This window comes from Pseudoalteromonas sp. A22, assembly GCF_018141345.1.
Taxonomy (GTDB): domain Bacteria; phylum Pseudomonadota; class Gammaproteobacteria; order Enterobacterales; family Alteromonadaceae; genus Pseudoalteromonas; species Pseudoalteromonas maricaloris.
Window position 1 is genome coordinate 956511 of record NZ_CP047237.1, and the last position, 14710, is coordinate 971220.

The 14710-nt window shown below is 41.9% G+C and carries 15 protein-coding genes and 1 pseudogene; 8 read left to right on the plus strand and 8 right to left on the minus strand.

Annotated elements, in window-relative coordinates:
• Positions 1 to 10 precede the first annotated feature (10 nt).
• The 4 genes from GSF04_RS03830 to GSF04_RS03845 form a co-directional block, all read right to left on the minus strand.
• A complete protein-coding gene (locus GSF04_RS03830; protein WP_211856703.1) occupies positions 11 to 1486 on the minus strand; it encodes an AMP-binding protein in 1476 nt (491 codons plus the stop codon).
• Positions 1479 to 2117, minus strand: a complete 639-nt coding sequence (locus tag GSF04_RS03835; RefSeq protein WP_211856704.1) for a thermostable hemolysin — start codon at positions 2115 to 2117, stop codon at positions 1479 to 1481. The genes GSF04_RS03830 and GSF04_RS03835 overlap by 8 nt, the downstream gene beginning before the upstream one ends.
• A 110-nt stretch (positions 2118 to 2227) precedes the next feature.
• On the minus strand, positions 2228 to 3646 hold the full coding sequence (locus GSF04_RS03840) for an MFS transporter (RefSeq protein WP_211856705.1): 1419 nt from the start codon (positions 3644 to 3646) through the stop codon (positions 2228 to 2230).
• A gap of 207 nt (positions 3647 to 3853) precedes the next feature.
• Entirely contained in the window at positions 3854 to 4348 is a 495-nt protein-coding gene (locus GSF04_RS03845; RefSeq protein WP_211856706.1) for a hypothetical protein, read from the minus strand.
• A 400-nt stretch (positions 4349 to 4748) separates the two neighbouring features.
• On the opposite strand from GSF04_RS03845, the gene GSF04_RS03850 reads away from it, so the two are divergent.
• The 5 genes from GSF04_RS03850 (at position 4749) to GSF04_RS03870 (ending at position 8698) form a co-directional block, all read left to right on the plus strand.
• Complete coding sequence (locus GSF04_RS03850) at positions 4749 to 5624, plus strand: trypsin-like serine protease (protein ID WP_240703421.1); 876 nt, start codon at positions 4749 to 4751, stop codon at positions 5622 to 5624.
• 79 nt (positions 5625 to 5703) lie between these two features.
• A complete protein-coding gene (locus GSF04_RS03855) occupies positions 5704 to 6516 on the plus strand; it encodes a response regulator transcription factor (protein ID WP_211856708.1) in 813 nt (270 codons plus the stop codon).
• Positions 6517 to 6655: 139 nt separating this feature from the next.
• A complete protein-coding gene (locus tag GSF04_RS03860) occupies positions 6656 to 7024 on the plus strand; it encodes a VOC family protein (protein ID WP_211856710.1) in 369 nt (122 codons plus the stop codon).
• Positions 7025 to 7299: 275 nt separating this feature from the next.
• On the plus strand, positions 7300 to 8082 hold the full coding sequence (locus GSF04_RS03865) for a hypothetical protein (protein ID WP_211856712.1): 783 nt from the start codon (positions 7300 to 7302) through the stop codon (positions 8080 to 8082).
• Between the two features lie 304 nt (positions 8083 to 8386).
• Positions 8387 to 8698, plus strand: a complete 312-nt coding sequence (locus GSF04_RS03870; RefSeq protein ID WP_039496348.1) for a cupin domain-containing protein — start codon at positions 8387 to 8389, stop codon at positions 8696 to 8698.
• A gap of 211 nt (positions 8699 to 8909) precedes the next feature.
• On the opposite strand, the gene GSF04_RS03875 is transcribed toward GSF04_RS03870, so the two are convergent.
• The 3 genes and pseudogenes from GSF04_RS03875 to GSF04_RS03880 form a co-directional block, all read right to left on the minus strand.
• A complete protein-coding gene (locus tag GSF04_RS03875; protein WP_211856714.1) occupies positions 8910 to 9803 on the minus strand; it encodes an alpha/beta hydrolase in 894 nt (297 codons plus the stop codon).
• Between the two features lie 404 nt (positions 9804 to 10207).
• Positions 10208 to 10357 (minus strand): annotated as a pseudogene (locus GSF04_RS23295) (DUF479 domain-containing protein); the annotation flags it as partial.
• 11 nt (positions 10358 to 10368) lie between these two features.
• Positions 10369 to 10725, minus strand: a complete 357-nt coding sequence (locus tag GSF04_RS03880) for a helix-turn-helix domain-containing protein (protein ID WP_017217773.1) — start codon at positions 10723 to 10725, stop codon at positions 10369 to 10371.
• 143 nt (positions 10726 to 10868) lie between these two features.
• Here GSF04_RS03880 and GSF04_RS03885 point away from each other — a divergent pair, with 143 nt between their 5' ends.
• The 3 genes from GSF04_RS03885 to GSF04_RS03895 are packed head-to-tail and all read left to right on the plus strand — an operon-like array spanning position 10869 to position 12388.
• Positions 10869 to 11465 carry an NAD(P)H-dependent oxidoreductase gene (locus tag GSF04_RS03885; RefSeq protein WP_017217774.1) on the plus strand — a complete coding sequence of 199 codons (597 nt, stop codon included), beginning with the start codon at positions 10869 to 10871 and terminating at the stop codon, positions 11463 to 11465.
• A gap of 9 nt (positions 11466 to 11474) precedes the next feature.
• Entirely contained in the window at positions 11475 to 12017 is a 543-nt protein-coding gene (locus GSF04_RS03890; RefSeq protein ID WP_211856716.1) for a peroxiredoxin-like family protein, read from the plus strand.
• 8 nt (positions 12018 to 12025) lie between these two features.
• Entirely contained in the window at positions 12026 to 12388 is a 363-nt protein-coding gene (locus GSF04_RS03895) for a hypothetical protein (RefSeq protein WP_039496341.1), read from the plus strand.
• A 1235-nt stretch (positions 12389 to 13623) separates the two neighbouring features.
• On the opposite strand, the gene GSF04_RS03900 is transcribed toward GSF04_RS03895, so the two are convergent.
• On the minus strand, positions 13624 to 14205 hold the full coding sequence (locus GSF04_RS03900) for an NAD(P)H-dependent oxidoreductase (protein ID WP_211856717.1): 582 nt from the start codon (positions 14203 to 14205) through the stop codon (positions 13624 to 13626).
• Between the last annotated feature and the right edge of the window lie 505 nt (positions 14206 to 14710).

Below are 14710 nucleotides of genomic sequence, written 5' to 3' on the forward strand. Positions count from 1 at the left end.
CGTTTTCCTTTTAAACCGAAGCTACGGACTCTGCCGCTTCGTATTGATTCTGGGAGTAAAGCGCTGAAATTTGCTGTGCGAAATTAGCTAAAATCACGTCGCGTTTAGGTCTACCGTTCGCGGTAAGCATGCCGTTACCTACCGAAAAGGCTTCATCTACGCGCACATAACGTTTTATTTTTGCGTAATCAGGGAGTTGCTGGTTGGCAAGTTCAATGGCGTTGTCAATCACAGCTGCTGTTAGTTGTGTCGGGGTATAAATAAGCGCCGTTAAAAATGGCTTGCCATCACCCACCACAACGCATTGCAGTAAAGGTACATAGGCAAGCAAAACGGACTCCGGCCACTCGGGAGAAATATTGCGTCCAAAGCTATTGATCAGAAGATTTTTTAGCCGGCCTTCAATGACAAAATGCTGCTCACGCTTCGACACTCTATCGCCGGTTTTTAACCACGCATCTTGGGCTATCGCTTCGCCGCCCAAGTAACCTAAAAAGTTATTCCCTTTGATCTCTAACTCATCTGCCACAATACGTGCCTGAATATGAGGCAGTAACTTACCGACGCTACCATCTTGCTCACCAGTATTCAGTGCAACAACAGACCCTGACTCGGAAAGTCCATACCCTTGAAACACAGGTAAGCCCAGCTGTTTAGCTTGCTGTAGCAGTTCAGTGTCAACTTTCGCGCCACCGACTGCAATAAAGCGTAAACTTGCAGGGGGTTGCCATCCTTGCTGCGTGGCACTTAGCAGGCAACGCAGCAGCTCAGGCACTAAAATTAAGCTATTTGGTTGTACTTCACTTATCTTTTGCAGCAACTTTTGTGGATATAGCAACTGGCTGCCCGAAAAGCCTAGCGACGCTAGTTCGGTTACCTCAACCATGCCACCACTCAACAGCGGCGCATACACACCCGCGATGTTTTCTAGCAACACAGGTAGCGGTAATAAACACAAGTGCTTAGGGCGATTAAGTGCGATGGTTTCGCATAAACTGCTCGCCACGACAAGCTGGTTTTCAACCGACAGACATACGCCTTTTGGTGCGCCTGTTGAACCTGAGGTATAAGTGATCTTTTGCGTTTTAGGAAAATAGGTTCCCGTACTTTCGCACCTAGTTTGATATACATAGATTGCTTGACCATAGACATCCAACACCGAAAATTCAGCGCTATTTTCAAGCTTGGTATCGCTGATCAACCAGTTTGCTTTTGACTGCTCAAGGGTGTGTTCAACTTGCGCTGTGGTAAAGAAATGAGGTACTGGAATAGACACTTTATTTGCTTGTAATAGTGCAAAATCTACCAATAACCAAGCGATAGAGTTGTCTAACGAAACCGCAACACTCTCGCCACTCATCACAATAAAGCGCTCTGCCAAAGCTTGCGTGTAAGACTTTACCTCAGCAAAAGTGAGACGAGTTTGCCCTTGTTGTAAAATCACATCACTGTCTTGATGTGGCAGTTTTTTTAAGAAATCACACATATAAAAATGCCCCTTTTAAGCTCGCGATTTCGACCTCGAGTCCTTGTAGTAAGTGTTGATACATTTCAGTGTTTGTGATCACCTGCTGGGCTTGATGTAAATCGACCGAACAAACCATCGGAGCACATTGGTAATAGCTGCCATAATCTTTAGCTGAGGCGATAGTGCCGTGTGCCAAAGAAATCTTGTTAACCTCGACTTGGCATAACTTCATCAATGCACGCACTTGTTTGGTTGCCGTAAACACCAAGTAGCGGATGTCACTCTCAAGCAGTGCTTGAGTCAGTACAATAAAGTGGCTTAACGTTGCCATTCGGCCTGTTGAGAACAAATTGCCAAGTTCCGCGATATGATTACGCTCTGAAACCGTTGAGAGACACAGCTCTACCGGACGATTAAGATACTGCTCCACAAATAATGCGTCTTTGGCTGCAAATCTAAGACCTAAAAAGCAATCGCTTTGACGGTAGTTTAAATGGCTTAAAAGGGGATAATACTCATGAATGTCAGCGCCAAAAGCATGGGCAAAACCACTGTGGATAGCGTGCTCCAATTCAGCGCGCGCGCCGCAAGTCTTGTTTGCCCATCTAAGACGACTTTGTGAGTTTGTTGCTTGTAGTGCTTCGCCCATCGTTTTCACACCTTTCCTGTTCTGATGTAAAAACTTTAAAAAGCGAAAATTAAGAAAACCTTAAGTTTGAAAAAAGGACGAAAAAATTTTTCGAGATACGCATTCTACTTTTAAAACGCTTGCTTTCGGCTAATCACAAATACAGCAACGAGCGATACCAAAATAAACAGTGCAGCGAGTAAGAAGGTCAGTGAAAATGCCATATTAAGTTGTGCAGAGCTTGCCAAGGCCGCACTCTTTACCTGCAACAACAGGCTAAATACACCACCAAGTAATGAGGCTCCAGTCATTAGCCCTAAGTTTTTACATAAATTAATGAGCCCTGATCCCATGCCCTTTTCTTTTTCGGCTACTGTCATCATCACAAAGGTATGGTGAGCCGCTAGAAACAACTGCCTTCCGGGAGTTAACACAAATAACGCCACAACATAGCCATAAAGTCCAAATAATGAAGGTAGGATTGCAAAGCTAATTGTCCCAATAAGGATCATCAGCAAGCCCAAAAACATAGCAAACGCGATACCAAAATGATCAACCACCTCGCCTGACGGATAACCAGCGACAGCAGCAATACAAGGTCCAATAGACACAATAAGACCAACCGTGACCGGGCTCAGCCCTAACGCATAAGTGAGATAAAAAGGTCCGACAACTAATGTCGACATCGCGATGGCGTCAACTATAAAGCTTACGATTAACGAGGTGTTGCGTAGCTTGTGTTTCAGAAAAGCCAAACTCACAAGTGGAAACTGAGCACGCTTTTGACTTTGTACAAAACAGTAGATAAAAGCCACAGAAAAGAAGAAAAATACGCTATGTAAGACAAGGCTAAACGAACTACTCGATGGCATAGCCAACACATAAAATAGGCATGACGCCGACAGCCACACACTTCCAATAACATCAAAACGCTGTGGCTCAGGTGGATTTGCGACATCATCAGACAGAAATCTTGCTATTAAAAAGTAAGCTGCACCTCCAAGCAATATCATCAACCAAAAAGTGAACTGCCATGATAACCACTCTAGCATTGCGCCACTTAGCAATGGCCCCAGTGCCGTGCCAATCGCAGCGGTAGTACCGAGTAGCCCCATTGCAAGTCCAACTTTACGCTTTGGCATCGCAACGCTTGCCAGTGCAAATACTTGAGATAATAACAGCGCAGCGCCAATGCCTTGAAACAGTCTAGCAGCAATCAACATCCAAAGATTTACGCTCAGCCCAGCGACAATGGAGCCCACACAAAAGACGCTGATCCCAATGCGAAGTGCCCTTTTTCGGCCAACGCTATCTCCAATAGCGCCAGCACCAAGAATAAACGCGGTAAGCGAAAGCAAATATGCCACAACGACCCAATTCACCAATGCCTGCCCCACGCCAAACTCCTCAGCAAGTGTTGGCAACAAGACATTGATACTACTCATGCCAAGCGTTGGCAAAATGAGTACCACAGCCAAGCTGAACAACACCCGCTTTTGTCCGGCTCCCAGAGCAGTTTGATCCTCTGTATTTACCGTATCTTCTAACATGCGTTACCACTCCTACCATTGCGCCATGCCAATAAGTGGTGACTGTACTACTTCAAGTGAACTTGAGGTCAAGTGTGTGGTTAGGTTAGAAGATTGATTGGATTAACAGCAAAGCCTTAGATAGTTTTAGCGAATCGAAAGCCAGTAACTTAACGTGCTGAGCAGCAGTGATTGGACCTCCGCCACAGCACTTTGATTATTAGATCCCTAAAACCTTGCCGCTATGTTATTTATCACATTTTGAAACTGTGATTGTTGTCCAAAAACCTCTATTTTATGAATTACTTGCGCTTCAAGAACAAACACTATCCCGTGTGTTTCCTCTTTGTTGTAACTACTAAATATCGTAATTTCTTGAATAGATTTTTGTTGGACATTCTGTATTTGATAGGTGCTTGCGACCTCTTCTGAAAGTATCTGGAGCCAAGCTGGCAATTTCATTCTTGAATCGACCTCAAACAAACTCCGTACAAATTGATGTTCATGCCCAGATAAATCAACAGCAGGTATAAATCTTTTCGGATCTAACGTTTCGTGAAGCAACTTACTGTATTTAAACGCCAACACTAACGTTTCAGACACATGCGAAATAGTGATTGGTGAGTCAACCTTTAACTTGACGACCTTCGATAAGATAAGCTCTTGAGCGCTAACCTGCGTGCCCCAAAGCAATAGAAAAGTTGCAAATATCATCCTTATCATGCGTTGTTCCTTTCAATTTATTTTATGTGGTTGCCGCAAAGCGATTTAGCTTTCAGAGATTTCCTTGCAAGCAACTCGCTTTTGATTGCATAAACGGCAAATAGCCTGGCCTAGAGCACATAAATTAACTTTACCTTAATGCTGTTACCTCACAAACTTGATTGCACCAGTCAAATTTCTTATCAATCATGTTTCCCAACTAATTTGCACTATTTTTGGCGTCATAGCATGACAATAACCATTTGTTTTTATTTCTTTTAATCTGGTGAGCGTGCAGATATTTTTGAGAGGGAGTGCCGTATGAAAATAGGTACATTTATTGATGCATTGAAAAGAAAGTTTCAGTATGATGATTTATTGGCCACTTTGGAAATAATAACAATATAATAAATAAGGAATAATGATGAAATACCTTGCCATTTTTTTGCTCATGTTTGCCTCTTTTCAGAACCATGCGGTTGTCAAAAGACATGATGTTGACCCTGACTTGTATAAGGTTAACAGCATCCCGCAGTTTTATGTTGATATGCCATTCCAAGGCGGTTCGGTGTTAATTGATAAGCATTGGTTGTTGGCACCAGCTCACGTCATTTATACGTTTATGTATGACTATCAAGACAAACCTATCATGGTGCATGGTGTTGAAAATCAAATTGCACAAATCATTATTCATCCGGATTACAAAAAGGTAGAAGGTGATTGGAGTGAAGGCGACCCGACACCGCTTATGGAGCAGCTAAATAACGCCAAAGATATTGCATTAATTCGCTTAAGTAAGCCTGTGACACACATTCAACCCATCGCTATATATGAGGGAAATGAAGAGTTAGGCATGGAAATAACTGGGTTTGGTCGCGGCGCTATCGGAACGGGGATAACGGGTGAAGAGCACGACTCTGAGGGACCAAGCCTAACGACCTATGCATGGTATCAAGTCACCAAATTTTTCTCAGATTGGGCTTTCACTCAAGACGACTATCAAATGCATGTTTACAACAACGTGATCACAGAAGCAAAAGCCCACTGGCTCAGATTTACCTTCGAACAAGGAGCCGATGCGCTACCGTTGGAAGGCACCATAGGCTCTGGAGATAGCGGCGGCGCAGCAATCATTTATCAAGGCTCAACACCAGTATTGGTTGGATTGGCAGCGTGGCGAGAAATTGAAGGCGATTTGGAAAATTATACTTTAGGAAAATACGGTTCAACAGCAGTATTAACGCGTGTATCTTATTACCAAGATTGGATAAATAAGCATATCAATAAAGGTCAGTAGCAAGTATAGCGCGTCTAAAAAGCAGATCATAAAACGGTTGCTAAATTTACCAGTGTCCATAGCTAGATACGGAGACTTTATGGATTACAAAAAATTTTTACCTAGTGAAAATTTATCCTCATTTATCAATTGCTTTTGGACATTGGAAATTACAGCAGATAAAGATGCCGCAAAGCAACGCATTGTCCCCGACGGCTGCATTGAACTGGCCTTTATATTGGGCGACGATATTAAACGCTATACATCAGAACATGACTACATACTGCAACCGCGCGCAATGGTGCTTGGACAAACCGTGTCACCTTTTTATATTCAACCAACCGGATACGTTCACACCTTTGCAGCCAGCTTCTTTCCTTATGCCTTTTCCCACTTTATTTCGAAACCGATAAAGAGCTTAAAAAATCAAGAAACATCGATTTACGAGCTATTTAAGCCAGATGAGGCCGCAAAGCTTGAAAGTGATATCATCCAAGCGCGAAACACAAACCAAAGGATTGAGATTTTAGAGGCCTTTCTCCTTCACAAGCTGAGCGACCCGCAGACAATTGAGCACATTGTAAAAACAACGGTAGACATTATCTTTGCACAAAATGGCGATATATCGGTTAATGCAATCACCAAATCAAATCCCAACAAAAGGCGCCAACTAGAGCGGAAGTTTTTAGACCTTGTCGGTATTAGTCCAAAACATTTAAGTAAACTTGTACGCTTGCAAAGCGCTTTAACACTCCTCATAAATCGTGAAGACAATCTCACCAACATCGCGTACAAAAGCAATTATTATGATCAGTCTCACTTTATTAAGGACTTTAAAGCACTCACAGGGGTAAACCCGCGAGCGTTTCTCGATGACGAAGGCATGACGCTTTCACGGCTTTTCTATAAATAGTCCTGTCGCTTTTTTACAATTAATTGTTGTCTCCCCACACTATCTTAAAGTCGAACTCGTTGAGCCTTAAACGAGCCCAGTAAACACTAACCTAATCACCAAAAGCTAGCCGACCCACATAGAAAATAAGGACGATAACATGCACAGCTTTGCATCAATTTTTGAAATTCCAGCAACCGACTTAACCCGCGCCGTAAATTTCTACAGCCGTATTTTTGTGGTCTCCATGGAAACCATAGATATGTTTGAAATGACAATGGCACTCTTCCCGTACGAAGGGCAACCTACCGTAGGTGTGATTGTTCAAGGTGAAGGTTACGCACCTTCCAGCACTGGCGTTACTCTGTATTTAAACGCGGGTGAAGACTTACAGCAAGTCCTATCAAAAGTAGAAGAAAGTGGTGGGAAAATACTGACCCCCAAAACCCCACATGCAGACGAAAGCGGTTTCTTCGCGTTATTTTTAGATACAGAAGGCAATAGGTTAGGTCTGCACTCACCAAAGTGAATTCGGTGATATTTTCGCTGTGCACAACCAGACTGCTACGACCGAAAGCGAATAAATTAAGTATCGTCGGCACCGAATGACAGCGGAACTACGAAAGAGTGGCTATATTTGCTTTACGGTGTTTGGTCGAAGCAACCGACAACAAGCATAACCTTGACTCAACTAATTGACTCGGTGTATTCAAGTGCCAATAAGAGTACCGTCAGGATTGGATATTCGAAAGGACGCAAACAAGAACCCACTACAGGAACACGGGATTTTTGGAGGATTTAAAGGTGAATTGGAAACCTTTTAGTGCATTTTTACAAAACGTTTTTATACCTCTTATTACGGTCACAATAGCTGCGATGGTAGCTATTTTAAATTTTTCGGTCTCAAATTTAGATCGAGAGTTAAAGGAGCAGGTTGCTGCCGTAGATATTGCAATTAAAGAGGCGCGCGATGAGCGTGAGAGGATAAATGCCGAACGAGAATTTAATTTCAAAATTTATGATCTCGTTCAGCTATCTTTAGAAGAAAAAAACGAGCGAAAGCAGGAAGTAGCGAAGCAGTTTGTTTTAGTTATGGTGGATGGTGAATTAAGAAGCCGCTTGTTAGGCGTTTTAGAAGCAGGCGGGACACCAATGATCAAGCAAGAAACTGCAAAAATAATTGCAAAAGAGAAAGAATTTCAAATAGAAGAAGATAGTAATTTAAGAACAGACAGAAGCGTTAAACCTTCTTTTGATTGGGAAGATTGGGATTATGATATCTTTTGGTGTACGACATCTGGAGCTAGCGCTAAAGAACAAGCAGAGTTTATAAAGCAACAACTTGAGATGGAAGGAGCAAAGGGCAGAGTCAGAGTTAGAGAGCTATTTTCGTCCGTAAATGCTCGATCGGGATACAAAATCTCAGGTTATGCAATTAGACGTAGTGAAAATGAAATAGTCCAAGCTAATGCTTTAGAAACACTGGCCGAAAATGTTCTATTAGAAAAAGGTTATCCTGCAGTGTTCAAGCAGCAACTAACTAGCCAAAAAACAAGGTGGTACATTAGTGCTTTTGTATGCCCATGACATGAAAGCGTAGAAACCACTCACCTAAATTTAAAGCCAAAGTGGCATTAGCCAATGAGAAAGAGGATAAAACGATCGCTCAGTTGAATGATCACAGTAACGTCCAACACTATTTGCGCTTATGCTGGATAAAATAACTTTATAGTTTGTGAGCCCTTTAACTGGACATTGTATAAAGCACCAAGCAATATACTGCTCTTGATTTTTTGAGCACTACCTTACGTAACCGTCTATTCATCAAACGCAACAAAGCCTATAAACGCAAAAATTTGAGAATATTAGCAATTCAAAAATAAGAAGCATCATGGAAATAATTAGAAGCAAAACATTCACAGCTCAACGCGCTTGGGGCGCAAAAGACATCGCCAATATGAATGGTATTACAACCCGCTTGCATTGGACTGATCAACCTTATAAGTGGCATGTTAATGACGGTGAAGAAGTCTTTGTCGTGTTAGACGGCGAGGTTGACATGTTTTACAAAGAGAATGGCGTTGAGCAATCAGCCCTGTTGCAAACTGGTGATATTTTTTATGCTTCAATTGGCACTGAGCATGTTGCCCATCCTCGTGGCGAGGCGAGAATTTTGGTCATAGAATCAGAAGGTAGCGTATAAGGTTTGGGTCGGTGTTAAACACCGATATCCGTTAAACTGGACAAGTCTAAACTTGAACTGTCAGAAGCGGAGATTCATTTAGGGTGCTCATAAAGTCGACCTAGCAGCAAGAGAGCTCAGTGACGCTCGGCATAGCCGCTTCGTCACATTTGAGCCATTAGTTAACTACGCTCTTCTATTTGATCAACATCAGCAAAACAACAATTGCGAATTAGCGGGAAAAATTATTTTGCTTTATCCATTGTATCGCAATATCTAGAGGCTCTGCTTTATTAGTATTGTGGCCTAGCGATGGAAATAATACATATTCAAAAGGCTTGCCTTTAGCTTTCATCCTATTCAGTTGCTCGATACACATTTTGACTGGGACCTGTATGTCCTGCTCTCCGAAGAGCCAGAGCCCAGGTATCGATAAAGAATTCAAAGAAATTTTCGGGTCCGTTGCTTTAAAATCATATCTGTCAGGATCATTTAACGTATGTTCACGCGATTCTTCATCAGTATGAGTTTCCCAAAAGTCTTCTCTACCATTTGTATAAAACTGAAATCTAAGTTGTTCCAGAGTTGTGATTGTAGGGCTACTGAAGAGAACCATAAACTCTACTGATTGATTATTGAGTGCGGCAATTGGAATAATCCAGCCAGCCTGACTCGCGCCAATAAGTCCAATCGATAACTCTTTGTCATAGCCATGAACCACATCTACCGCAGCACTTGCATCTTTCGCAAGCAAAGTTAAATTATCAACACTTATATTATTGGTTCCCACCTGAGGCCCTACGTAAACGCCACCAGATTCACCAACTCCACGCTTGTCATACGTCAAAACTAGTAAGTCTCTCTTAGCCAGTGACTGTGCTAACTTAGTCATTCGTGGGACAGGATCAGAGCCGTGCACTAATACTACTGCAGCTCGCGCATCTTTAGGTATATACATGCTCCCTGATAATTGTACACCTTCGCTTTCAAAAACGACCTCTTCTACAATAGTAACGTCATTTGGTTGGTGTTTTTCTTCGTTGAGAGTGTGACTTTGGTCTCTATTGTTTGTAGTACAACCTGACGCAAAAATTAGTAAAAACAAAAAATATCCGAGGTTTCTCATTTTTTAATCCATTATGAAATTAAAGAAACCTTGAGACAGCAAGGTTTGCGCCAACATAAAAACCAATGATTTCAGTTCTTTAATATTCTCATTTTCGACTAGAGTACTCAATATGACCACTAATTAGTTATACTGACCATCTATTGAAAACCCGTCTGAAATTGGTCGTTTTTTGAAAATGTAAGCCCATGCCTAAGTGAACTACACGAAGGGATATTTTGAATGCCCGTTCATTGCTCAAATCTGACCCTTAGTTCATTTATGTTAACGGATTTTGTAGCATAAATGAGTTAGACGATATTAAACGAAGTTATCTGTTAAACAGCGGGTGTCGTGGATATCGCCAAGTAGAAACACTCGGCAATCGCCGCTTGCTAATTGTGATGGGTGTCAGTTATTTTTGTATGGTTATCTATAAATTTATCGACTAGATAATGATTATCCAATGCCTTTTTCACTGTGAGTGGCAAGTTTTTTACATGCCTTGTTCCGCCAAAATCGCCAAGCAGATTTCCAAAATAAGAATCTGCATTGGGCTGTGCTAAATAATTCAAAGTAGCTACTGTTAAATTTGATGGGACTCTGACCAGATCCTGAGTTCATCTAAAATACTCAGTGCGGTTTTGCCAAAATCGGTTAATTCATAAGTTACAGCGACAGGTCTGTCACTTATCACTTTTCTACGAACCATCCCTTCACTTTCTAGTTCCTTTAGGCGTTGGTCGACCATTTTTTTGCTGGCACCGCCAAGCATACGGGTTAAGTCATTAAACCTTACAGGTTCATCTTTAAGGTGATAAATAATGGAACCTTTCCACTTTCCGCCAATTAAACGCATGCCTTTTTCGATAGCACAGGGTTCAGTGCATGCATTTAAAACTTTTTTTCTACCTTTACTGTCTGTTTTTACGACACTTTCCATCAGTTTTCCTAAAAAACAACTAGGTTACTAAAAGTATACTAATTGATAACTTAAATCAGGTTACTAAAATATACCACACATTGATTGAGTAGGAGAGTGTCTCTCTTACTTATTTTTGCTGAAATTTAGTTTGGAGTTGTTTTATGAGCACTACTGATCTTAAAAACGTATTAATTATTAATGCCCACCAATATTACCCATTCTCTGAAGGTAAGCTAAATGCAGCCTTGATTGATAAGGCAATAACCATGCTGGAAGATAAAGGTTATAACACGCGCGTAGTAACAATGAGTGACGGGTACGATGTGGAGGAGCAATTAGCACTTCATCAATGGGCAGACATTGTATTTTTGCAAACACCAAGCAATTGGATGGGCGTGTCTTGGTCATTCAAAAAGTATATGGATGAAGTATACACAGCAGGCATGGGAGGAGCTTTATGCGTTGGCGACGGTCGCACAGCAGAATCACCAAAGAAAAACTATGGTAAGGGCGGCACGTTAACCAACACCAAATACATGATGTCTCTCACCTTTAATGCGCCGGAAGAAGCCTTTAATGATCCAGAAGAATTCTTCGATGGGAAATCAATCGACGATTTAATGTTCCCTATGCACATGAACTTCAAGTTCTTTGGAATGAAGCCAATGGAAACATTTGCGTGCTTTGATGTGATGAAAAACGCAGATGTTGAAAACGACTTCAAACGTTTCGAAACGCACATTAACAAGCATTTTTAAGGAACAGTCATGAGCATTGATTATACCAATAAACTTCATGCAGGTTCAGACTTTCCTGCAATTGAAACCAAACTTCTAAATGGTGATATTAAAAAGTTGTCTACGCCTGAAAATGGTTTGGATTGGAAGATGGTTGTTGTTTACCGAGGGCAGCATTGCCCACTTTGTACTCGCTACTTAAACCAGTTAGAAAGTGCGAAAGACCAACTCGCTCAAACAGGCGTAGATTTGATAGCCGTTTCTGGTGACAGTAAAGAACAACTCGAAAGTCATATGGAAAGACTTAATGTGACTTTCCCTATCGCATACGGTCTTACTGTTGAACAAATGCAAGAACTTGGGTTGTTTATATCAGCTCCAAGATCGCCTGAAGAAACTGATCATCCATTTGCTGAGCCGGGGCTATTTGTTGTCAATAATGAAGGAAAAGTTCATGTAGTAGATATTTCAAACAACCCGTTTGTAAGACCTGAACTTCAGTCATTGATTAGTGGCTTAGGTTGGATACGAAATCCTGCAAACAACTACCCTATTCGTGGTATGCATAAATAGGAATTCCTATGAAAAAGGTTGTATTTACTGCTGTTACTTCAGTCCTATTGTTTGGAAATGCGTTTGCACAAGACACGAAGGTCGAGGCTGCACACATTGCATCTCCAAACCAATATCAACTACTGCTAGAGAACGAAGAGGTTACTGTACTTAAAATGACACTCAAACCAGGGGAACAGGATAACTGGCATAAACACAATGCTGAGACTGTTTACTTCGAAAAAGGTGGCAAGGCGACGATAACAACGAGTGAAAAAGACATGACCTTGGAGATCCCGGATGGCTACGTGATGTGGCATGACCAATGGGAACATCAAGTTAAAAATGTTGGTGATACAACAATCACTGCAATTATCGTGGAGAAGAAATAATCATGTCAAAGACACAAATCAACATTGATATCGTTTCTGATGTGGTTTGTCCTTAGCGTGTAATTGACTATGGTCGCTTAAAAGCAAACCGCTGACCCCCACCACTAATTACTATAGTGATGGGGGTCACTTATTTTCTCTTGCTCCCGATAAGGGGGAGGAGTCCATACATCTCCCACAAAGCTATCCGCACTGCTAATTAGGAGGCTATGCTGATAGTTTTTGTAACCCTTGCAAACAGCTTCATCGTAAAAATCGTAGAAGATCTTACAAGCAACTTATTCCCCCTCCATCACACCCGAAAAGCCATAAGCCGATATGCAATGTGCCGACAGGATGTCGGCCAAGTCTTGTCTGGCATCATGGACGTGCCTTACAAGACGGTTGCACTATATCGGCTTAGGATTTGAGGATTGAGTGTGATGCTGGGGCGACGTTTTCTTGGTTCGTTCTTTTTCGTCGTTTAAAAAGAATGAACGAGAAGTGCATGGATGCGCTTTGATATTAAACATGGAGGTTTATGTTGCTAACGGCTGGTAGCTCGAAATGTATCGTGAAGTCAGCCCGTCCTCCTGACTGGTTTCGACGCCCATCCATGGGCTACGACATACTTTTCTTTGATGCCCAAAGAACAAGTATGCAAAAGAAAGGGCACTCCCAACATCACACTGACTCCTCAAGCAAATCGCCAATATGAACGTCACCGCTGTGTAAGGGACATCCCTGTCCCTGTCACAGCTTTTCACGCATCCATGCGTTGAGATGACTCATTGGCACTTTACTTTCGGGTGTGATGAGGGAGACACAAGGCGCTGATAAATTCTTGTGGTGCTTGTAAGCGACTTAGCTGCTTCAGGAGATAAAACCAGAACTAACAGACAGCGCGATTTCCCCTCCATCACACCCGAAAAGCATAAGCCGATATGCAATGTGCCGACAGGATGTTGGCTAAGTCTTGTCAGGCACAAGGACGTGCCTTACAAGACGGTTGCACTATATCGGCTTAGGATTTGAGGATTAAGTGTGATGCTGGGGCGACGTTTTCTTGGTTCGTTCTTTTTCGTCGTTTAAAAAGAATGAACGAGAAGCGCATGGATGCGCTTTGATATTAGCCAAGGAGGGAATGCTTGATTAGGGATTGTAAATCGCTGACACCTACCACTAATTATTATAGTAATGGGTGTCACTTGTTTTCTCTTAGAGCTGTTCCGTAGCACCTTGTTAAAGCTGTGTGTTCAGAAACTTGCTTTTATCTTTTGTACAAACTGTTCCACTTTTTGTTTTGATACATTTTCACTTTTATACAAAGATAAATACTTAAAACTACACTTGGGAACACACGCTCCAAGCAAAGCTATTTTGAGTACACGCTTGACAGGCTTCCAAAGTACAAAAGTGTCCACCCACCAAGGGGAGCCTAGCGTCGTCACGACTTTAACTTCTGTTAGTTTACTCAGTCGTGGCTTAATCGCCCCCAAGTCTTTGTCGTGGTCATAAGCATGTCCGGGAGCCCAAACTCTGTCAAACCAACCTTTTAAAATAGCAGGGAAACCGAACCACCATGTTGGAAAAACCAACACCAGAGACTCTGCTTCTGTAAGAAGTGCAATATCCTGTTGAACTAAACTGCTATCGAATGAATTATTATAGTAACTCTGCCGCTCTTTGTGTGTTAGAGCAGGCTCAAATTCACGCTGATACAGGTCTAATATACTTATGTCGTACTCTTTTGATTCGAGGTGTTCAACAACCTGAGAACATAAGTAATGACACAAGCTATCTCTAATTGGATGTGCCACTACAACCAAACATTTCATGAAACTACTCCTTTAATTCACGCCTGCTTAAAAGGCAGACAACGCTACTACTTACTTTCCGCTTCACAAAAAACCAACGCATTTGCTATCCCTCTCGCAGCATTTTTTAGCTTTCAAAGCTTTGCTTGAACGCACCATTTTTAGGTCTGCACTATCATTTAAATCAGCTCTAAGCCCGCCAAAATATAGGTCATTGCTAATAGTGAAGGGCGTAATTTATTTTTTCCTACAACAAAGAGATACTCGCTAATAAGCCAACGCATAACTTGACAAGGTAAATTTAGAAAGTACGCCGCACCGTTAAGTTTTGATGCCACTAACGTCTGCCGATGACTTTCAACGTTGTAAATCGGGCTGTTTCTAAGTAAATTCATCATTTTTGTCGGATGGCGTCACCCTACAAAGTTTCATGTTCACGCCTTGAAGATCCGAGTTTGGCACAGAGCCGACCGTCTGTTCCTCGCTTTTAGCAGCTATAGCTCCTTCAAAACAGCTTGATTAAATG

Bases quoted from the DNA above. Each gene is read 5' to 3' on its own strand.
- GSF04_RS03890 (WP_211856716.1), top strand. From the start codon at position 11,475: ATGAGCATTGATTATACCAATAAACTTCATGCAGGTTCAGACTTTCCT.
- GSF04_RS03860 (WP_211856710.1), top strand. From the start codon at position 6,656: ATGCACAGCTTTGCATCAATTTTTGAAATTCCAGCAACCGACTTAACC.
- GSF04_RS03840 (WP_211856705.1), bottom strand. From the start codon at position 3,646: ATGTTAGAAGATACGGTAAATACAGAGGATCAAACTGCTCTGGGAGCC.
- GSF04_RS03830 (WP_211856703.1), bottom strand. From the start codon at position 1,486: ATGTGTGATTTCTTAAAAAAACTGCCACATCAAGACAGTGATGTGATT.
- GSF04_RS03875 (WP_211856714.1), bottom strand. From the start codon at position 9,803: ATGAGAAACCTCGGATATTTTTTGTTTTTACTAATTTTTGCGTCAGGT.
- GSF04_RS03900 (WP_211856717.1), bottom strand. From the start codon at position 14,205: ATGAAATGTTTGGTTGTAGTGGCACATCCAATTAGAGATAGCTTGTGT.
- GSF04_RS03895 (WP_039496341.1), top strand. From the start codon at position 12,026: ATGAAAAAGGTTGTATTTACTGCTGTTACTTCAGTCCTATTGTTTGGA.
- GSF04_RS03855 (WP_211856708.1), top strand. From the start codon at position 5,704: ATGGATTACAAAAAATTTTTACCTAGTGAAAATTTATCCTCATTTATC.
- GSF04_RS03835 (WP_211856704.1), bottom strand. From the start codon at position 2,117: ATGGGCGAAGCACTACAAGCAACAAACTCACAAAGTCGTCTTAGATGG.
- GSF04_RS03870 (WP_039496348.1), top strand. From the start codon at position 8,387: ATGGAAATAATTAGAAGCAAAACATTCACAGCTCAACGCGCTTGGGGC.
- GSF04_RS03880 (WP_017217773.1), bottom strand. From the start codon at position 10,725: ATGGAAAGTGTCGTAAAAACAGACAGTAAAGGTAGAAAAAAAGTTTTA.
- GSF04_RS03850 (WP_240703421.1), top strand. From the start codon at position 4,749: ATGATGAAATACCTTGCCATTTTTTTGCTCATGTTTGCCTCTTTTCAG.
- GSF04_RS03845 (WP_211856706.1), bottom strand. From the start codon at position 4,348: ATGATAAGGATGATATTTGCAACTTTTCTATTGCTTTGGGGCACGCAG.
- GSF04_RS03885 (WP_017217774.1), top strand. From the start codon at position 10,869: ATGAGCACTACTGATCTTAAAAACGTATTAATTATTAATGCCCACCAA.